Raw genomic sequence first — 19,789 nt, 5'->3', positions numbered from 1 at the left:
GTATTCGCCTCCACTTCGGAGCACATGGAATGACAGAACATAACGTCCGCAACTTCACGATCAACTTCGGGCCGGAACACCCGTCCGCGCACGGCGTGCTGCGGCTGGTGCTCGAGCTCGACGGGGAAATCGTCGAGCGCGTCGATCCGCATATCGGCCTGTTGCATCGCGGCACCGAGAAGCTGATCGAGACCAAGACCTATCTGCAGGCAGTGCCCTATTTCGACCGGCTCGATTACGTCGCGCCGATGAACCAGGAGCACGCTTTCGCGCTTGCCGTCGAAAAGCTCTGCGGCATCGAGATCCCCAAGCGCGGGCAGCTCATTCGCGTGCTTTATTCCGAGATCGGCCGCATCCTGTCGCATCTGATGAACGTTACCACACAGGCGATGGACGTCGGCGCGCTGACGCCGCCGCTCTGGGGCTTCGAGGAACGCGAAAAGCTGATGGTGTTTTATGAGCGTGCCTGCGGCGCGCGCATGCACTCGGCCTATTTCCGTCCGGGCGGCGTCCACCAGGACCTGCCGCCGGAGCTCGTCGAGGATATCGGCAAGTGGTGCGACCAGTTCGACGAGAAATGCGATGATATCGAGGGCCTGCTGACCGGCAACCGTATCTTCAAGCAGCGCAATGTCGATATCGGGGTGGTGTCGCTGGCCGATGCATGGGCATGGGGCTTCTCCGGCGTCATGGTGCGCGGCTCGGGTGCCGCCTGGGATCTGCGTCGCTCGCAGCCTTACGAATGCTATTCGGAACTGGATTTCGAGATCGCGGTCGGCAAAAACGGCGATTGTTTCGATCGCTACCTGATCCGCATGTTCGAGATGCGCCAGTCCAACAAGATCATGAAGCAATGCGTCGAGCTGCTTCTCGGCAAGGAAAAGACCGGCCCGGTGTCATCCACCGACGGCAAGGTCGTGCCGCCGAAGCGTGGCGAGATGAAGCGCTCGATGGAAGCGCTGATCCATCACTTCAAGCTCTACACCGAGGGCTACCATGTGCCCGCGGGCGAGGTCTATGCCGCCGTCGAAGCGCCGAAGGGCGAGTTCGGCGTCTACGTTGTGGCGGATGGCACCAACAAGCCTTACCGCTGCAAGATCCGGGCACCGGGCTATGCACATCTGCAGGCGATGGACTTCCTCTGCAAGGGCCATCAGCTTGCAGACGTCTCGGCCGTGCTGGGTTCGCTCGATATCGTGTTCGGGGAGGTTGATCGCTGATGCAGAGGATCGCTCTGGCTTTGATGATCGGAATGCTCTCAACTGCCGCGATCGCGCAGGAGGAAGTTCCGAGTCTGACCAGCGGCGCTTCCATGGGACAACTCATTGCGCAAGGCTACGAAATCAAGGCGGCTGTTCCCAACGGCAAGTCCTTCGTTGTCTTCCTGCAAAAAGATTCAACAGGTTACGCATGCCAGATGACGACCTTGTCGCGCGCGGTATGCGGCAAGATAAATTGATAGGGCGCGAAAGAGAATGTCCGTACGTCGATTAGCCGATGACAGCGTCCAGCCGCCGAGCTTTGCCTTTAGCAAGGAAAATGCGGTCTGGGCCAAGGCAACGATCAAGAAATACCCGAAGGGCCGCGAGCAATCCGCGATCATCCCGCTGATGATGCGCGCCCAGGACCAGGACGGCTGGGTGACCAAGGCTGCGATCGAATCGATCGCCGACATGCTCGGCATGGCCTATATCCGTGCGCTCGAGGTCGCGACCTTCTACACGCAGTTCCAGCTGCAGCCGGTTGGCACACGCGCCCATATCCAGGTCTGCGGCACCACGCCCTGTATGCTGCGCGGCTCGGAAGAGCTGATCGCCGTCTGCAAGTCGAAGATCCATCATGATGCGCATCATCTCAATGCCGGCGGCACGTTGTCGTGGGAAGAGGTCGAATGTCTTGGCGCCTGCGTGAATGCACCCATGGTGGCGATCTTCAAGGACACCTATGAGGACCTGACGCCGCGCCAGCTCGAATATATCATCGAGCGTTTCGAAGCCGGCAAGCCGGGCGACGTGAAGACGGGCACGCAGATCGACCGTATCTTCTCCGCGCCCTTCGGTGGCCTGACATCGCTCAACGAGCCGGATCCGGTTGTTGCAAAGCCGAAGGCAGCACGTGCAAAGCCAACGGCTGCGGCTGTCGCCGAAGGCGCAAGTGTTCCGCCGTCCAATGCCGCCAAGCCTAAGACCGATGCGATCGAAACCAGCCCGGCGATTAAGTCGCCTGCCGATGGCAAGGTCGCCGAACCTGCGGCAAAGGCCGAAGCGAAAGCGGCTGAAGTATCAGCGGCATCAGCGGTTGCTGCCACGCCCGCTGCTGTCGTGTCGAAGCCTTCGCTCGAAGACGCTAGCCGCCCCAAGGGTATCGAAAAGCCGGCCACTCCCGATGACCTCAAGCTTATCTCAGGCGTTGGCCCGAAGATCGAGGGCATCCTGAATGGGCTGGGCATCTTTACCTATGTGCAGGTCGCAGGCTGGCAGCAGAATGAACGCGAATGGGTGGATGGCTACCTGAATTTCAAGGGCCGCATCGATCGCGACGATTGGGTGCGTCAAGCCAGGGCCTTGGCCGATGGCGGTGAAGCCGAGTATATTCGTGTCTTCGGCAAGAAGCCGAGATAGGATCAATCATGGCGGAAGTCACCAACGAACTGATATACGAAGTCTTGAAGCAGATGCAGGGTCGACTTACCAATATCGACCACAAGCTCGGTGAGGTGGACAATCGGCTCGCATCGATGACCACGCAACTGCGTGGTCTGTCTTCGAGCGTCGATGCAGCACATGGTGACACTGCCAATATCTACATTTCTCTGGGCCATCTCGACGGTCGCCTCAAGCGGATCGAGAAGCGCCTCGAAATAATCGATGAACCCGCGGAATGACGCCATGCTGACTGACAAGGATCGCATTTTTACCAACATCTACGGCCTCAAGGACAAATCCTTGAAGGGCGCGATGGCGCGTGGCCATTGGGACAATACCAAGGGCCTGCTCGAAAAGGGCCGCGACTGGATCGTCAACGAGGTGAAGGCCTCGGGCCTGCGCGGCCGTGGCGGCGCCGGCTTCCCGACCGGCCTCAAATGGTCCTTCATGCCGAAGGAGAACGACGGCCGTCCGCATTACCTCGTGGTCAATGCCGACGAATCCGAACCCGGTACCTGCAAGGACCGCGACATCATGCGCCACGATCCGCATACGTTGATCGAGGGTTGCGTCGTGGCTTCGTTCGCCATGGCCGCCCATGTCGCGTATATCTATGTGCGCGGCGAGTTCATCCGCGAGCGCGAGGCGCTGCAGGCGGCGATCGACGAATGCTACGAGGCCGGATTGCTGGGCAAAAACAACAAGCTCGGCTACGATATTGATATTTTCGTTCATCACGGCGCGGGCGCCTATATCTGTGGCGAGGAGACCGCGCTGCTCGAAAGCCTCGAGGGCAAGAAAGGCCAGCCGCGCCTCAAGCCGCCGTTCCCGGCCAATATGGGCCTCTATGGCTGCCCGACGACGGTCAACAATGTCGAGTCGATCGCGGTGACGCCGACCATCCTGCGCCGTGGCGCAACCTGGTTCGCGTCCTTCGGCCGTCCGAACAATGTCGGCACCAAGCTCTATTCGATCTCCGGCCACGTCAATCGTCCCTGCACGGTGGAAGACGCCATGTCGATCACCTTCGAGGAACTGATCGAGAAGCATTGCGGCGGCATTCGCGGCGGCTGGGATAACCTGCTTGCCGTCATCCCCGGTGGTGCCTCGGTGCCTTGCGTGCCGGGCGTCACCATGCGCGCCGCGGTCATGGATTTCGACGGCCTGCGCGAGCATGGTTCGGGCCTCGGCACGGCGGCTGTCATCGTCATGGATAAATCGACGGATATCGTCAAAGCGATCTGGCGCCTCTCGGCCTTCTACAAGCATGAGAGCTGCGGCCAGTGCACGCCGTGCCGCGAAGGCACCGGCTGGATGATGCGGGTGATGGAGCGCATGGTGCGCGGCCAGGCGCAGAAGCGCGAGATCGACATGCTGTTCCAGGTCACCAAGCAGGTGGAAGGTCACACGATCTGTGCGCTCGGCGATGCGGCCGCGTGGCCGATCCAGGGCCTGATTCGCCACTTCCGGCCGGTCATGGAAGCCCGTATCGACGAGTATACCCGCAATGCCAGCGCCCATGGCGCGGTTCTCGAAGCCGCCGAGTAAGGGATGATGATGGTCAAGGCCGGCAAACAGGATGACAAGAAGGGGGTGGCTGACGAAGCCGCCTCGTTCTCGAATCTTGCCGAGTCCTCGGCCAAGCTCTTCGCCGAACAGGCGGCTGCGATGACCGTGTTCACAGCGTATGGCATGAGTGTTGCCGCCCAGATGACCGGGATGATGCTCGGGGCTTTGCGCGGTCCGGCTCAAGCCGACGCGCCGACCAAGGCCGAGGTGAAGCCGCAGGCTGAAACCACGGGCAATGTCGTTCCGTTACGTCCTGTGCAGGAGACCAAGCCGCACGCGCCCGTTAAGTCGCCTGTTGCCAAAGCTCCCGTTGCAAAGGTACCGGCGCGTAAAGCTGCGACCGTCAAGCCTGTGGCCAGCAAAGTCGAAACCAAGCCTGTCGCCCCGAAAGTTGCAGCGGCGAAGGCGGAAATGGCTTCTGCGTCCGGCGACGACCTCAAGAAGATCCCGGGCATCGGCCCGCGGCTTGAAAAGGTTCTGAACGATCGCGGCATCGCTCGATTTGGCGACATCGCGGGCCTCAGCAAGGCGGCGCTGAAGAAACTCGATGGCGAACTCGGCCTCGAAGGCCGGGTGATGCGCGATGATTGGGCAGGGCAGGCGAAGGCACTTTCCGGAGGGAAGGGCTGATGCAGCTTGCGGAGTTCAATGTGGGGCACCTCCGTTATCCGATCGACGATCCGCGTGTGCGGCGTTTCGTGATGGCGCTCGACATGGTCAACGGGATTGCAGAACGCATGCCGGGCTTTGTCTGGCGGCTCAAGGGGGACGCCGGTAACGCCACTGACATTCAGGTCTACGACGACCCGAAGATCGTGCCCAATCTCAGTGTCTGGAGCGATATCGGTTCGCTCGAGAATTTCGTCTGGAAGACGGTGCACAAGACGTTCTACGAGCGTCGCGAACAGTGGTTCGAAGTGCTGGAAAAGCAGAATTTCGTGATGTGGCCGGTCGAGGACGGGCACGAGCCGACACTGGCGGAAGCCAAGGACCGGCTCGATCATCTCAATCAATATGGCGATAGCGACCAGGCCTTCGGCTGGTCCTATGTGCCGCAGGCAAGGCTCTGGCTTGAAGCGCGTTGTGCGTGAGGCGGGAAGGCGAATATGACGAAGCTGAAAGTTGACGGAAAAGAAATCGAAGTGCCGGATCACTTCACGCTGTTGCAGGCGTGCGAGGAGGCCGGTGCCGAAGTTCCGCGCTTCTGTTTTCACGAGCGGCTGTCGGTTGCCGGCAATTGCCGCATGTGTCTGATCGAGGTGAAGGGTGGACCGCCGAAGCCTGCGGCCTCCTGTGCCATGGGCGTGCGCGACGTCCGCGGCGGCCCGAATGGCGAGCTTCCCGAAATCTTCACCAACACGCCGATGGTCAAGAAGGCCCGCGAAGGCGTGATGGAATTCCTGCTGATCAACCATCCGCTGGATTGCCCGATCTGCGACCAGGGCGGCGAATGCGACCTGCAGGACCAGGCGATGACCTTCGGTGTCGATGCGTCGCGTTATTCCGAGAACAAGCGCGCCGTCGAAGACAAGTATATCGGACCGCTGGTCAAGACCGTGATGAACCGCTGCATCCATTGCACGCGTTGCGTCCGCTTCACCACCGAAGTTGCCGGTATCAGCGAGCTCGGCCTGATCGGCCGTGGCGAGGATGCCGAGATCACCACCTATCTCGAACAGGCGATGACCTCCGAGCTTCAGGGCAATGTCGTCGATCTCTGCCCGGTCGGTGCGCTGACCTCCAAGCCGTTCGCGTTCACGGCGCGTCCCTGGGAGCTCAACAAGACCGAATCCATCGACGTGATGGATGCGCTGGGCTCCGCGATCCGCATCGACAGCCGTGGCCGCGAGGTCATGCGCATCCTGCCGCGCGTCAACGAGGACATCAACGAGGAATGGATTTCCGACAAGACCCGCCACGTGGTGGATGGCCTCAGGACCCAGCGTCTCGACCGGCCCTATGTCCGCAAGGACGGCCGTCTGGTGCCCGCGACCTGGGCGGAAGCCTTCTCGACCATCAGGTCGGCGGTGGCGAGCACGACGGGCGACAAGATCGGTGCCATCGCCGGTGACCTTTCGACCGTCGAGGAAATGTATGCGCTCGGCGAACTGATGAAGGCGCTCGGCTCCGAAAATGTCGATTGCCGGCAGGATGGCTCAGCGATCGATCCGTCCTTCGGCCGTTCGAGCTACATCTTCAACCCGACCATCGCGCGGATCGAAGAGTCCGACGCGCTGCTCATCATCGGCGCCAATCCGCGCTGGGAAGCGGCGATCCTCAACGCCCGCATCCGCAAGCGCTGGCGTCGTGGCGAATTCCCTGTTGGTCTGATCGGCGAACAGGCGGACCTGCGCTACGATTACGAATATCTCGGCGCCGGCCCGGAAACGTTGACCGAAGTGGTCGATGGAACGTCGAAGTTCTTCTCAAAGCTCAAGCGCGCCAAGAAGCCGATGATCGTCGTCGGGCAGGGCGCTCTATCGCGCAATGATGGTAAGGGCGTTCTGGCAAGCATCGCCTCGCTTGCTTACGCGGCAGGCGCGATCAAGGATGGCTGGAACGGCCTGGGCGTGCTGCACACGGCAGCCTCGCGTGTCGGTGGTCTCGACATCGGCTTCGTGCCGGGCGTGAACGGTGTGGATGCGGCAACGCAGGTCACCACGATGGACGTCCTCTTCCTCCTCGGCGCCGACGAGATCAACCTTTCCAAGAAGGGCGCGAACCTCACCGTCTATATCGGCTCGCATGGCGACAATGGCGCATCGAACGCCGATGTCATCCTGCCGGGTGCCGCCTACACGGAAAAGTCGGGCATCTTCGTCAATACCGAGGGCCGGGTGCAGATGAGCCAGCGCGCCAATTTCGCGCCGGGCGATGCAAGGGAAGACTGGGCTATCATCCGGGCGCTCTCCGACACGCTCGGCAAGCGCTTGCCCTTTGATTCGCTTTCGCAATTGCGCTCGAAACTCTATGCCGCGTTCCCGCATCTCGCTGATGAGGACGAGATCAAGCAGGGCGGAGCCGACGAAATTGCCGCAGTGGCGAAAAAACCGAGGAAAATGGGCAAGTCCGGGTTTGCTTCTCCGGTCAAAGACTTCTATTTGACGAACCCGATAGCGCGCGCTTCGGCCGTCATGGCGGAGTGCTCTGCGCTGGCCCGCAACAACTTCAAAGCTGCGGCGGAATAGGCTGAAGGCAAGGGATTATGGACGCATTCATTTCAACCTATGTCTGGCCGCTTCTGATCATGGTCGCGCAGTCGCTGCTGCTGCTCGTGACCCTTCTGATCTTCATCGCCTTCATCCTGCTGGCCGACCGCAAGATCTGGGCCGCCGTGCAGTTGCGCCGGGGACCGAACGTGGTGGGTCCGTTCGGGCTTTTCCAGTCCTTCGCCGATCTGATCAAGTTCGTGCTCAAGGAGCCGGTCATTCCTTCGGGCGCCAACAAAAGCGTATTCCTGCTGGCCCCGCTGGTGGCCGTGACGCTGGCGCTTGCGACCTACGCCGTCATCCCGCTCAACAATGGTTGGGTGATCGCCAATATCAATGTCGGCATCCTTTACGTCTTCGCTATTTCCTCGCTCGAGGTCTATGGCGTGATCATGGGCGGCTGGGCGTCGAACTCCAAATATCCGTTCCTCGGCGCGCTGCGCTCTGCGGCACAGATGGTATCCTATGAAGTCTCGATCGGCTTCGTCATCGTTTGCGTGCTGCTCTGCGTCGGTTCGCTGAACCTGACCGACATAGTGCTCGCACAGCAGGATGGCCTCGGCACCAAGCTCGGCCTGATCCCGTCCTTCCTGGATTGGCATTGGCTGTCGCTGTTTCCGATGTTCATCGTGTTCTTCATTTCGGCGCTTGCAGAGACCAACCGCCCACCTTTCGACCTTCCGGAAGCGGAATCGGAACTGGTCGCGGGCTTCATGGTCGAATATGGCTCGACGCCATACATGATGTTCATGCTCGGCGAATACGCGGCCATCGTGCTGATGTGCTCGCTGACCACGATCCTATTTCTTGGCGGCTGGCTGCCGCCGGTGGATTTCTGGCTGATCAACTGGGTGCCTGGCATCGTTTGGTTCCTTCTCAAGGTGTGCATGTGCTTCTTCATGTTCGCCATGGTGAAGGCCTTCGTGCCGCGCTACCGCTACGACCAGCTGATGCGCCTGGGCTGGAAGGTGTTCCTGCCGCTCTCGCTGGCCATGGTCGTCATCACTGCATTCGTACTTAAATTGACGGGGTGGGCATAATGGCCGGTCACGATCACGCTGTCGCTTCGACGCCTGCCGCGAGTTCTGGCATGAGCACGATCAAGCAATCCATCCGCTCGCTGTTTCTCCTGGAGTTCATCGGCGCGTTTTTCCTGACGATGCGCTATTTCTTCAAGGCCAAGGCGACGATCAATTATCCCTTCGAAAAAGGCCCGCTCAGCCCGCGTTTCCGTGGCGAGCATGCGTTGCGCCGCTACCCGAACGGCGAGGAACGCTGCATTGCCTGCAAGCTCTGCGAAGCGATCTGTCCTGCCCAGGCGATCACCATCGAAGCCGGGCCGCGCCGCAACGACGGCACCCGCCGCACGGTGCGTTACGACATCGACATGGTGAAGTGCATCTATTGCGGCTTCTGCCAGGAGGCGTGCCCGGTGGACGCGATCGTCGAGGGTCCGAATTTCGAATTCGCCACCGAAAGCCGCGAGGAGCTCTACTACGACAAGGAGCGGCTTCTTGAGAACGGCGACAGGTGGGAGCGGGAAATCGCCCGCAACATCGCTATGGATTCGCCTTACCGCTGATCCGTCGAACATGAGATTGCCCGGTTCGCGCCGGGTGGAATTCTAAGGAAGGCCACGGCGGCGGACAAAGCATCCGCTCCGGGCAAGGACAGGGCAGGGCCGTCAGGCCTCATCGCCCGGGGACGAAAAAGGCGCCATTATGGGTCTGCAGGCTCTGTTTTTCTATCTGTTCGCGTTCGTCGCAGTGGCGTCGGCGTTCATGGTCATCTGGGCGAAGAATCCGGTTCACTCCGTGCTCTTCCTGATCCTGACCTTCGTCAATGCGGCGGGGCTGTTCCTGCTGACCGGCGCCGAATTCCTGGCGATGATCCTGCTCGTCGTTTATGTCGGCGCCGTGGCGGTTCTGTTCCTCTTCGTCGTCATGATGCTGGATATCGATTTCACCAAGCTTCGCGCGACTGCGCTGGACTACGCGCCAATCGGCGTGCTGATCGGCCTGATCCTCGCCGCCGAACTGGTCATCGTGATCGGCGGCTCGAGCTTCACGCCGGAGATCGCCAAGACCATTGCGATGCCGATCCCACCCGTTACCGAACGAACCAATACGGCTGCTCTCGGCGACGTGCTCTATACGCACTACGTCTATTTCTTCCAGATCGCCGGGCTCGTTCTGCTGGTCGCCATGATCGGCGCGATCGTGCTGACGCTCAAGCATCGCACCGACATCAAGCGCCAGAATATTTCCCGCCAGGTGGCGCGCACGCCTGAAACCGCGATCGCGGTTGTCAATCCGAAACCCGGTGAGGGCCTCTGAGGCGAAGGACAAGTCAAATGGAAATCACTCTCGGCCATTACCTCACCGTCAGCGCCATCCTGTTCATGCTGGGCGTCTTCGGCATCTTCCTGAACCGCAAGAACGTCATCATCATCCTGATGTCGATCGAGCTCATGCTGCTCGCCGTCAACATCAACATGGTGGCCTTCTCGTCCTTCCTGAACGACATCACCGGCCAGGTGTTCGCTCTGTTTATCCTGACCGTTGCGGCTGCGGAAGCTGCGATCGGTCTTGCAATTCTCGTCGTCTTCTACCGCAACCGCGGGACGATCGCCGTCGAAGACGTCAATATGATGAAGGGCTGAGGACGCTATGCTCATCTATAAACTCATCGTCTTCCTGCCTCTTCTCGGCGCGTTCATCGTCGGTCTCGGCGGTTCGTCGATCGGCGCCAAAGCTTCTGAATATATCACGACCGGCTTGATGCTGATCGTGGCGGTGCTGTCGTGGTACGTCTTCTTCGACGTTGCGATGAGCGAGAACGGTCAGCATATCACCGTTCCCGTCATGCGCTGGGTCCAGTCCGGCGGCGTCGATGTCGAATGGGCGTTGCGCATCGATACGCTGACCGCCGTGATGTTCGTCGTCGTCAACTCGGTGTCGAGCCTCGTGCATGTCTATTCGATCGGCTACATGCACCACGATCCGCACCGGCCGCGCTTCTTCGCCTATCTCTCGCTCTTCACCTTCGCCATGCTGATGCTGGTGACCGCTGATAATCTGCTGCAGATGTTCTTCGGCTGGGAAGGCGTCGGTCTCGCGTCCTATCTGCTGATCGGCTTCTGGTACAAGAAGCCGTCGGCCAATGCCGCCGCAATCAAGGCCTTCATCGTCAACCGCGTCGGTGACTTCGGCTTCGTGCTTGGTATCGCGGGTTGCTTCGTACTGTTCGGCTCGATCAACCTGGAATCGATCTTCGCGGCCGCCGCGACCTATGTGCCGGCTGCCGCCGAGCATGGTGCGGAAGCCGCAGCCACCGCCGAAGGTGCGGCGCATGTCGCAGGCGATACGGTACTGACCCTGTTCGGCTATCATCTCGACAAGGCTGGCGCGGTCACCGGCGTCTGCCTGCTGCTCTTCATGGGCGCGATGGGCAAGTCGGCGCAGTTCCTGCTGCACACCTGGCTGCCTGATGCAATGGAAGGCCCGACCCCGGTCTCGGCCCTCATCCATGCCGCGACCATGGTCACCGCCGGCGTCTTCCTCGTCGCCCGCATGTCGCCGTTGTTTGAACATTCGCATACGGCGCTCATGGTCGTGACGTTCGTGGGCGCCATCACCGCCTTCTTCGCGGCCTCGGTCGGGCTCGTGCAGAACGACATCAAGCGCGTCATCGCCTATTCGACCTGCTCACAGCTCGGCTACATGTTCGTGGCGCTCGGTCTCGGTGCCTATGGCGCGGCGATCTTCCACCTGTTCACGCACGCCTTTTTCAAAGCGCTGTTGTTCCTTTGCGCCGGCTCGGTCATCCACGCCGTCTCCGACGAGCAGGACATGCGTTACATGGGCGGCTTGCGCAAACATATCCCGAAAACTTTCTGGATGATGATCATCGGTACGATCGCCATCACTGGCGTCGGTATTCCCGGCACGCTGATCGGCACATCGGGCTTCTTCTCGAAGGACGCGATCATCGAGTCGTCCTGGGCAGCCCACAGCCCGCTCGCCGGCTTCGCCTTCTCGCTGCTGGTCATCGCCGCCGTGTTCACCAGCTTCTATTCCTGGCGTCTGATCTTCATGACCTTCTTCGGCAAGCCGCGTGCGTCGCATGACGTGATGCATCACGTCCATGAATCGCCGAATGTCATGCTTGTGCCGCTCTACCTGCTCGCCATCGGCGCGCTGCTCGCCGGCGTGATCTTCCACGGCAACTTCTTCGGCGAGGAATATGCTGGTTTCTGGAAGGGCGCGCTGTTCACTGCGCCCGGCAATGAAATCCTAGAGCACTATCACCACGTCCCGCTGCTGGTGAAATGGTCGTCCTTCATCGCCATGGTGATCGGATTGGCGGTCGCCTACCTCTTCTACATCCGTTCTCCGGAGTTGCCGGGCTACTTCGCCCGCCAGCAGAGCGGTCTCTACAAGTTCCTGCTCAACAAGTGGTATTTCGACGAACTTTACGACTTCCTGTTCGTCCGTTCCTCGAAATGGCTGGGCCGGTTCCTGTGGAAGCAGGGTGACGGCACCGTCATCGATGGGCTCGGGCCGAACGGTATTGCCGCGCGCGTCGTCGATGTCACCGGCCAGGTTGTGCGCGTGCAGACCGGTTACCTCTATCACTACGCCTTCGTGATGCTGATCGGTATCGCCGGCCTTGTTACCTGGATGATGCTCGGGAGTTCCTTCTGATGACCGATTGGCCACTTCTTTCAACGGTCACCTTCCTGCCGATGGTCGGCGTGGCGATCCTGCTCGCCATGCGCGGCGACGGCGAGAGCGGACGCCAGAACGTGCTCTATATCTCGCTGTTCACGACGGTTGCCACCTTCCTTCTGTCGCTGGTCGTCTGGATCAGCTTCGACAATGCCAATGCCGGCTTCCAATTCGTCGAGAAGATGAATTGGCTGAACACCGGAATTTCCTACCATCTCGGCGTCGATGGCATCTCGATGCTGTTCGTGGTGCTGACCACGTTCCTCATGCCGTTCTGCGTGCTGGCGAGTTGGACCTCGATCGAGAACCGGCTGAAGGAATACATGATCGCCTTCCTGCTGCTCGAAACGCTGATGCTCGGCGTCTTCGTGTCGCTCGATATCGTGCTGTTCTACGTGTTCTTCGAAGCCGGCCTGATCCCGATGTTCATCATCATCGGTGTCTGGGGCGGCAAGGACAGGGTCTACGCATCCTACAAGTTCTTCCTCTACACTCTGCTCGGCTCGGTGCTGATGCTGCTCGCCATCATGGCGATGTACTGGGATGCCGGCACGACCGACATCACGGCGCTCCTGGCGCACAAGTTCCCGCCGCAGATGCAGACATATCTGTGGCTCGCCTTCTTCGCCTCTTTCGCGGTGAAGATGCCGATGTGGCCGGTTCATACCTGGCTGCCGGATGCGCACGTCCAGGCACCGACGGCGGGCTCCGTCATTCTGGCGGGCATCCTGCTAAAACTCGGCGGATACGGTTTCCTCCGCTTCTCGCTGCCGATGTTCCCGCTGGCATCTGAGTATTTCGCACCCTTCGTCTTCGCGCTCTCCATCATCGCGATCATCTACACTTCGCTGGTGGCGATGATGCAGGAGGACATGAAGAAGCTGATCGCCTATTCCTCGGTCGCCCATATGGGCTATGTGACGATGGGCATTTTCGCCGCCAATGTGCAGGGTGTACAGGGCGCATTGTTCCAGATGCTGTCGCACGGCATCGTCTCTGGCGCGCTCTTCCTCTGCGTCGGCGTGATCTACGACCGCATGCATACCCGCGACATCGACGCCTATGGCGGCCTCGTCAACATCATGCCGAAATACGCCGTCGCCTTCATGGTCTTCACCATGGCCAATGTCGGTCTGCCCGGCACGTCCGGTTTCGTCGGCGAGTTTCTGACCCTGCTCGGCGCCTTCCGCGCCAACACCTGGGTGGCAATCTTCGCGACATCCGGCGTGATCCTTTCGGCGGCCTATGCGCTCTGGCTCTACCGACGGGTGATCTTCGGGGCGCTGGAGAAGGAAAAGCTGAAGGCGATGCTGGACCTCAGCCCGCGCGAGCAGTTGATCCTCTATCCGCTTGTTGTGCTGACCATCTTCTTCGGCGTCTATCCCGCGCCGGTCTTCGATGCGACCGCGGCGTCCGTCGATCTTCTCGTCAACAATTACACGGCGGCCATCCAGGCAGCCCATGATGTCGCGTCCACGGCGCACTAGGATACTGCAAAATGACCGTTGAAAGCACAATCCTTGCAAGCTTCACACTCTCGGCGCCGGAGTTGATCCTCGCTGTCGGTGCGCTCTTGCTGCTCATGGTCGGCGTGTTTGCAGGCGAGAAATCCTCGGAACCCGTGTCCTGGCTCGCAGTGCTGGTCATCATCATGGCGGGCGGCTGGATCCTGTTCAATCCGGCCGATGGCGGCGCCTATGGCAATGCCTTCATCTCCGATGGCTTCGGCCGCTTCATGAAGATTCTGGTGCTGGTCGGCTCGGCGGGTGCGCTGATCATGTCGATCGCCATGGCCCGGGCCGAGAAGATCGACAAGTTCGAATATCCGGTGCTGATCGTGCTTGCCACGCTCGGCATGCTGCTGATGATCTCGGCCAACGACCTGATCTCGCTCTACATGTCGCTCGAGCTGCAATCGCTCTCGCTCTATGTCGTCGCCGCGATGAACCGGGAGTCCGCCAAGTCGACGGAAGCGGGCCTGAAATACTTCGTCCTCGGTGCATTGTCCTCGGGCATGATGCTCTACGGCATGTCGCTGGTCTATGGCTTCACCGGCCATACTGCTTTCCCACAGATCGCACAGGCGCTCGCCGCCGAAACCCGTTCGCTCGGCCTGGTCTTCGGCCTGGTCTTCGTTTTTGCCGGCCTCGCATTCAAGATCTCCGCAGTGCCGTTCCACATGTGGACGCCGGACGTCTATGAAGGCGCGCCAACCCCGGTCACCGCCTTCTTCGCAGCAGCCCCCAAGGTCGCCGCCATGGCGATGACGGTTCGCATCTCGATCGACGCCTTCCAACCCGTCTTCGCCGATTGGCGGCAGATCGTGGTGTTCATTTCGATCGCCTCGATGGTGCTCGGCTCTTTCGCCGCCATCGGCCAGACCAACATCAAGCGGCTGATGGCTTATTCCTCGATCGGCCACGTCGGTTACGCGCTGGTCGGCCTTGCCGCCGGCAATCAGGAAGGCGTGTCGGGCGTCGCGCTCTACATGGCAATCTACATGGTGATGACGCTCGGCTCCTTCGCCGTCATCCTGTCCATGCGCACGCCCGAGGGCGAAGCGCTGGAACGGGTCGATGACTTGGCCGGCCTCTCGACCACCAATCCCGTGATGGCGACGGTATTGACGATCCTGATGTTCTCGCTCGCCGGCATTCCGCCGCTGGCAGGGTTCTTCGCCAAGTACTTCGTCTTTGTCGCCGCCATAAAGGCCGGGCTCTACGCGCTTTCGGTCATCGGCGTGCTCGCCTCCGTCGTCGGCGCTTATTACTACCTCCGCATCGTCAAGCTGATGTGGTTCGACGCTTCGACGATCACGGTCGGCCGGGCACCGGGTACGCTCAAGCTGGTCTACGGCCTGTCAGGCCTGTTCGTCGTCGGTTATGTCGTGTTCGGCGGACGCATCGGTGCCGCGGCCGAGGCGGCGGCGGCATCGCTGTTCTGATGGCGAATTCCGCGGGCGCACACGCGCCGGAGACGTTCCGGCACATTGCCCTCGATGACGTCACATCCACCAATACGGTGTGTTTCGAACATGCCCGCGCCGGGGATCCGGGCAAGCTCTGGATCACCGGGCGGCGGCAACTCGGCGGTCGTGGCCGCCGTGGCCGCGTCTGGGTGTCCGAGCCCGGCAATCTTTATGCCTCGCTGCTGCTGATCGACCCCGCGCCGCAGGCCGAGCTGGCATCGCTGCCGCTCGTCGTGGCGCTGGCGCTCTATCGCGCGATCGTTTCGGAGATGCCTTATGGCGGGGACCGGGTGGCAATCAAATGGCCGAACGACATCCTGGTCGATCGCCGAAAGGTATCCGGCATCCTCATCGAGGCCGAGACTCTTGCGGACGGCAGGAGCGCCGTGGTTATCGGCTGCGGCGTTAATATCGCCCACAAGCCCGACAATCCGCTCTATCCGGCGATCTCGCTTTCCGAGGCCGGCGTCTCGACCTCTCCAGACACGCTTTTCGCCCATCTGATGATAGAACTCGCTGGTGCGCTCGACGTCTGGGATCGTGGGGAGGGCGTTTCGGAGATCGTTTCGCAGTGGAAAGCGCTCGTCCATGGCATCGGCCAGCCGATCACGGTCAATTTGCCAGACAGGTCGATTTCCGGCATATTTGCCGGCATCGACAAGGACGGATTGCTCGCGCTCCGGCTCGATTCCGGCGACACAATGCGCATTGCCTCGGGCGATGTCTTTTTTTCTCGAAATGATGGATCACATTGATGGCGGGCACGGACGAACTGGTATTCTTGCCATTGGGCGGCGTCGGCGAAATCGGCATGAATCTGGCGCTCTACGGTTTCGGCCCAGCGCAGAAGCGCCAGTGGATCATGGTCGATTGCGGCGTGTCCTTCCCCGGTCCTGATCTGCCCGGCGTCGATCTCGTGCTGCCTGATATCCGCTTCATCATCGGCGAGAAGCATAACCTGCTCGGCATGTTCATCACGCATGCGCATGAAGACCATTACGGCGCGGTCAAGGACCTGTGGCCGAAGCTCCGCGTGCCGCTCTATGCCTCGCCCTTCACCGCCGGGCTGCTCGAAGCCAAGGGCGACTACGACGATTCCGGCGATCCGATCCCGGTCAAGAATCTGCAGGTCGGCATGAAGGTGACGGTCGGGCCGTTCACCATCGAGCCGGTCGAGGTCGCCCATTCGATTCCCGAACCGATGGCGCTGATCATCCGCACGCCGCTCGGCAACGTCGTCCATACCGGCGACTGGAAGATCGATCCCGGCCCGACCATGGGTAAGGGCACCGACGAAAAGAAGTTCCGCGCCATCGGCGACGAGGGCGTGCTGGCGCTTGTCTGCGATTCCACCAATGCGCAGCGCGAAGGCGAGTCGCCATCCGAACTCGAGGTCTCCAAGGGACTGCAGGATATTATCGAGCGCGCCGAGGGCAGGGTGGCGATCACCACCTTCTCGTCGAATGTCGGCCGCATCAAGTCGATCGCCATGGCCGCCGAAAAGGCGGGCCGCGAGGTTCTCCTGCTCGGCACATCGATGCGGCGGACCACCCAGGTGGCGGGCGATCTCGGCCTGATGGAGGGTATCAAGCCTTTCGTTGCCGAGGATGAGTTCGGCTTCCTGCCGCGCGAAAAATCCGTCGTGATTCTCACCGGCAGCCAGGGCGAGGCGCGTGCGGCGCTTGCCAAGATTGCCCGCGACGAGATGCGCGGTATCGGCTTCACCAAGGGTGACACTTTTGTCTTCTCCTCACGCACCATCCCGGGCAACGAGAAGGCAATCCTCGATATCAAGAACGCGCTGATCGACCAGGGCATGATCGTCATCTCCGATACCGATGCGCTGGTGCATGTCTCCGGCCATCCCCGGCGCAACGAGCTCAAGCGCATGTATGAATGGGTGCGGCCGCAGGTGCTGGTGCCGGTGCATGGCGAGGCCGCCCATCTCGTGGCGCAGGCCGAACTCGGACGCTCTGTCGGTATTCCGCAAGTCGCCGAGGTCCGCAACGGTTTCATGATGCGGCTGGCTCCCGGCCCCGCCGAGATCGTCGATGAAGCGCCGCATGGCCGCATCTTCAAGGATGGCAAGCTGGTCGGCGAATTCGACGAGATGGGCATCGGCGACCGTCGCAAGCTCTCCTTCGTCGGTCATGTCGCGGTCAATGTCATTCTCGACACCCGCTACGAGTTCGTCGACGATCCTGACGTCACGGCCATCGGCCTGCCGGCCTTCGACGAGGAAGGCGAGGACATGGAAGACCTGCTGTATGACGCCATTCTCGGCGCGGTCGAAAGCATTCCGCGCGTCCGGCGCAAGGATCTCGACATGGTCAAGGAAGCGGTGCGGCGATCGGTCCGGGCGGCAGCGAACCACAGTTGGGGTAAGAAGCCGGTTGTAACGGTTTTCGTCACCCGAGTCTAAGAACCAATGGTCAGCTTCATTTCCATCTTCGCCGAGTATTTCATCTGTTGGTGGATCACGCTCTTCATGGTCCTGCCGATCGGCCTGCGCACGCAGGCGGATGAGAACGAGGTCGTCAACGGCACGGTGAAAAGTGCGCCGGCGCGATTCCGGTTCTGGCGGATATTCCTCATGACGACGGCCATTTCGGCCGTCATCTATGCCGGCTGGTACACCTTGATCAACGTCTATGGCCTCAATGCCATGTCGCTGCCGCGTTTCGTGCCCGACTTCAAATAGAGTCGGGCCATAGCCGATTTTCACAAAACTGTCACAAGCAGACGATAGATGACAGGGCTGAGAGAGCCCGCATAAAGCCGGACTCCGGGCAAAAAAAAACAAGGCTGAAAGCCTTGTTTTATAGGTAATTTCGCGTGATCCATTCCCAATTAAGGGCGGCGGCGAATGAACGCGCCTAAGATCCCATCCTCCCAAGACTTGACCGCGAAGAATGGCTTGGAGTTGACCTCCATGCCTCTTTTATGACCTGACCGTAGCTTAAAGAATAAGCGCTGTCACCCGTTTTTTTGCAAAAATGAGACAGTATCGGTAAATTTTTTCGTTGACAAAAGAATTTTGGGAAGTGTAGCGGATGTGTTCCATGTGCCACACTGGTTGGGGCAAAGTACCTCAAATTGTTGACAAATTTCAAACGGCGGTTTGGCGTGTTTTGCGAGTGGGCAACTATTCCTAGAGTTAAGCAATCGCTCGCGACCGGAAACGTTTCCATTCCGGCGCATACTTCCGCCACAATTGCCTGATCGGCCCGATGCCGGGTTTTCTTCATCGAAATAAGCCGATATGAACGCCTCATAATTCCGTGCCGATGCGGCGATTCCAGAGACCTTACAGCGAATTGGACATTCCATGCGCCTTTCCCGTTATTTCCTGCCCATCCTGAAAGAGAACCCCAAGGAAGCCGAGATCGTGTCGCACCGGCTGATGTTGCGCGCTGGCATGATCCGCCAGCAGAGCCAGGGCATCTATTCGTGGCTGCCGCTGGGCAAGCGCGTGCTGGATAAGGTCAACAAGATCATCCGCGAGGAGCAGAACCGCTCGGGCGCGATCGAGCTCATCATGCCCACTTTGCAGTCGGCCGATCTCTGGCGTGAAAGCGGCCGTTATGACGCCTATGGCAAGGAAATGCTGCGCATCAAGGACCGCCAGGACCGCGACATGCTCTATGGTCCCACCAATGAGGAAATGATCACCGAGATCTTCCGCTCCTACGTCAAGTCCTACAAGGACTTGCCGCTCAATCTCTATCATATCCAGATCAAGTTCCGCGACGAGATGCGTCCGCGCTTCGGCACGATGCGCTCGCGTGAATTCCTGATGAAGGACGCCTATTCCTTCGACCTGACCAAGGAAGGCGCCGAGCATTCCTATCGCAAGATGTTCACGGCCTATCTCCGCACCTTCGACCGGCTGGGCCTGCGCGCCATCCCCATGCGGGCCGATACCGGTCCGATCGGCGGCGATCTCAGCCACGAATTCATCATCCTGGCCGATACCGGCGAGTCGGAAGTCTTCTCGCACCGGGATTTCGTGAATTTCGACATTCCCGGCGTCGATACCGATTTCGATGATGTTGCCGGCCTGAAGGCGATCTTCGACAAATGGACGTCGGTCTATGCCGCTACATCGGAAATGCATGACGCGGCGGTCTTCGACGCCATTCCCGAGACCGACCGGCTTTCGGCGCGCGGCATCGAAGTCGGCCACATCTTCTATTTCGGCACCAAGTATTCCGACCCCATGGGCGGGACGGTACAGGGGCCCGACGGCAAGCAGCATGCGGTGCATATGGGCTCCTACGGCATCGGCCCCACGCGCCTTGTTCCAGCCATCATTGAAGCCTCACATGACGAGAACGGAATCATCTGGCCGAAATCCGTGGCGCCCTTCGATGTCTCGATCATCAATATGAAGGTGGGCGATCAGGCCTGCGATGCGGCGAGCGAGGGGCTCTACGCGTCACTCTCCAAGGCGGGGCTCGACGTGCTTTACGATGACACCGACGACCGTGCCGGCGCGAAGTTTGCGACGGCCGATCTCATCGGCGTGCCGACACAGATTGTGGTGGGGCCGCGCTCGGTGGCATCAGGCGAGGTCGAACTCAAGGACCGCAAGTCTGGCGCACGCGAGACGCTGTCTATTGAGGCCGCAATCAACAAGATCACGGCAGCCGATTGAACGGAGCGGGT

At 60.4% G+C, this 19,789-nt stretch carries 19 protein-coding genes; all 19 read left to right on the top strand.

The genetic code is table 11. From position 1 onward, the window contains the following. The first annotated feature begins 29 nt into the window (after positions 1-29). The 19 genes from IHQ71_RS12055 (at position 30) to proS (ending at position 19,778) form a co-directional block, all read left to right on the top strand. A complete protein-coding gene (locus IHQ71_RS12055; protein ID WP_258162192.1) occupies positions 30-1,220 on the top strand; it encodes an NADH-quinone oxidoreductase subunit D in 1,191 nt (396 codons plus the stop codon). Continuing rightward, positions 1,220-1,459, top strand: a complete 240-nt coding sequence (locus IHQ71_RS12050; RefSeq protein ID WP_258162191.1) for a hypothetical protein — start codon at positions 1,220-1,222, stop codon at positions 1,457-1,459. Before IHQ71_RS12055 ends, IHQ71_RS12050 begins: the two co-directional genes overlap by 1 nt. Before the next feature lie 16 nt (positions 1,460-1,475). Then, a complete protein-coding gene (locus IHQ71_RS12045) occupies positions 1,476-2,621 on the top strand; it encodes an NADH-quinone oxidoreductase subunit E (protein WP_258162190.1) in 1,146 nt (381 codons plus the stop codon). Positions 2,622-2,629: 8 nt separating this feature from the next. Then, positions 2,630-2,884, top strand: coding sequence for a hypothetical protein (locus IHQ71_RS12040; protein WP_258162189.1), 255 nt, complete (start codon positions 2,630-2,632; stop codon positions 2,882-2,884). A 4-nt stretch (positions 2,885-2,888) separates the two neighbouring features. After that, positions 2,889-4,193, top strand: coding sequence for an NADH-quinone oxidoreductase subunit NuoF (nuoF, locus tag IHQ71_RS12035; RefSeq protein WP_258162188.1), 1,305 nt, complete (start codon positions 2,889-2,891; stop codon positions 4,191-4,193). Between the two features lie 9 nt (positions 4,194-4,202). Continuing rightward, positions 4,203-4,844 (top strand): hypothetical protein, encoded by a 642-nt coding sequence (locus IHQ71_RS12030; protein ID WP_258162187.1) that lies wholly within the window; start codon positions 4,203-4,205, stop codon positions 4,842-4,844. After that, complete coding sequence (locus IHQ71_RS12025) at positions 4,844-5,305, top strand: DUF3291 domain-containing protein (RefSeq protein WP_258162186.1); 462 nt, start codon at positions 4,844-4,846, stop codon at positions 5,303-5,305. Before IHQ71_RS12030 ends, IHQ71_RS12025 begins: the two co-directional genes overlap by 1 nt. Positions 5,306-5,320: 15 nt before the next feature. Beyond that, positions 5,321-7,402 carry an NADH-quinone oxidoreductase subunit NuoG gene (nuoG, locus tag IHQ71_RS12020; protein WP_258162185.1) on the top strand — a complete coding sequence of 694 codons (2,082 nt, stop codon included), beginning with the start codon at positions 5,321-5,323 and terminating at the stop codon, positions 7,400-7,402. Between the two features lie 17 nt (positions 7,403-7,419). Continuing rightward, complete coding sequence (nuoH, locus tag IHQ71_RS12015) at positions 7,420-8,463, top strand: NADH-quinone oxidoreductase subunit NuoH (RefSeq protein WP_258162184.1); 1,044 nt, start codon at positions 7,420-7,422, stop codon at positions 8,461-8,463. Positions 8,464-8,513: 50 nt separating this feature from the next. Then, positions 8,514-9,005, top strand: coding sequence for an NADH-quinone oxidoreductase subunit NuoI (gene nuoI / locus IHQ71_RS12010; RefSeq protein ID WP_258162183.1), 492 nt, complete (start codon positions 8,514-8,516; stop codon positions 9,003-9,005). Between the two features lie 139 nt (positions 9,006-9,144). Beyond that, on the top strand, positions 9,145-9,759 hold the full coding sequence (locus tag IHQ71_RS12005) for an NADH-quinone oxidoreductase subunit J (RefSeq protein ID WP_258162182.1): 615 nt from the start codon (positions 9,145-9,147) through the stop codon (positions 9,757-9,759). Positions 9,760-9,776: 17 nt separating this feature from the next. Then, positions 9,777-10,085: an NADH-quinone oxidoreductase subunit NuoK gene (nuoK, locus tag IHQ71_RS12000; protein ID WP_258162181.1), complete on the top strand. Its 309-nt coding sequence runs from the start codon at positions 9,777-9,779 to the stop codon at positions 10,083-10,085. A 7-nt stretch (positions 10,086-10,092) separates the two neighbouring features. Then, positions 10,093-12,129, top strand: a complete 2,037-nt coding sequence (gene nuoL / locus IHQ71_RS11995; RefSeq protein ID WP_258162180.1) for an NADH-quinone oxidoreductase subunit L — start codon at positions 10,093-10,095, stop codon at positions 12,127-12,129. Continuing rightward, on the top strand, positions 12,129-13,640 hold the full coding sequence (locus IHQ71_RS11990) for an NADH-quinone oxidoreductase subunit M (RefSeq protein WP_258162179.1): 1,512 nt from the start codon (positions 12,129-12,131) through the stop codon (positions 13,638-13,640). The genes nuoL and IHQ71_RS11990 overlap by 1 nt, the downstream gene beginning before the upstream one ends. An 11-nt stretch (positions 13,641-13,651) precedes the next feature. After that, positions 13,652-15,097 carry an NADH-quinone oxidoreductase subunit NuoN gene (gene nuoN, locus IHQ71_RS11985; RefSeq protein WP_258162178.1) on the top strand — a complete coding sequence of 482 codons (1,446 nt, stop codon included), beginning with the start codon at positions 13,652-13,654 and terminating at the stop codon, positions 15,095-15,097. Next, positions 15,097-15,876 carry a biotin--[acetyl-CoA-carboxylase] ligase gene (locus IHQ71_RS11980; protein WP_258162177.1) on the top strand — a complete coding sequence of 260 codons (780 nt, stop codon included), beginning with the start codon at positions 15,097-15,099 and terminating at the stop codon, positions 15,874-15,876. Before nuoN ends, IHQ71_RS11980 begins: the two co-directional genes overlap by 1 nt. Beyond that, positions 15,876-17,543, top strand: a complete 1,668-nt coding sequence (locus tag IHQ71_RS11975; protein ID WP_258162176.1) for a ribonuclease J — start codon at positions 15,876-15,878, stop codon at positions 17,541-17,543. The genes IHQ71_RS11980 and IHQ71_RS11975 overlap by 1 nt, the downstream gene beginning before the upstream one ends. Positions 17,544-17,549: 6 nt before the next feature. Then, complete coding sequence (locus IHQ71_RS11970; RefSeq protein ID WP_258162175.1) at positions 17,550-17,822, top strand: DUF1467 family protein; 273 nt, start codon at positions 17,550-17,552, stop codon at positions 17,820-17,822. A 627-nt stretch (positions 17,823-18,449) separates the two neighbouring features. Further along, positions 18,450-19,778 carry a proline--tRNA ligase gene (proS, locus tag IHQ71_RS11965; protein ID WP_258162174.1) on the top strand — a complete coding sequence of 443 codons (1,329 nt, stop codon included), beginning with the start codon at positions 18,450-18,452 and terminating at the stop codon, positions 19,776-19,778. The last annotated feature ends 11 nt before the right edge of the window (positions 19,779-19,789 follow it).

It is taken from the genome of Rhizobium sp. TH2, assembly GCF_024707525.1.
Classification (GTDB): domain Bacteria; phylum Pseudomonadota; class Alphaproteobacteria; order Rhizobiales; family Rhizobiaceae; genus Rhizobium_E.
This window is presented reverse-complemented; position numbering and strand designations above follow the sequence as displayed.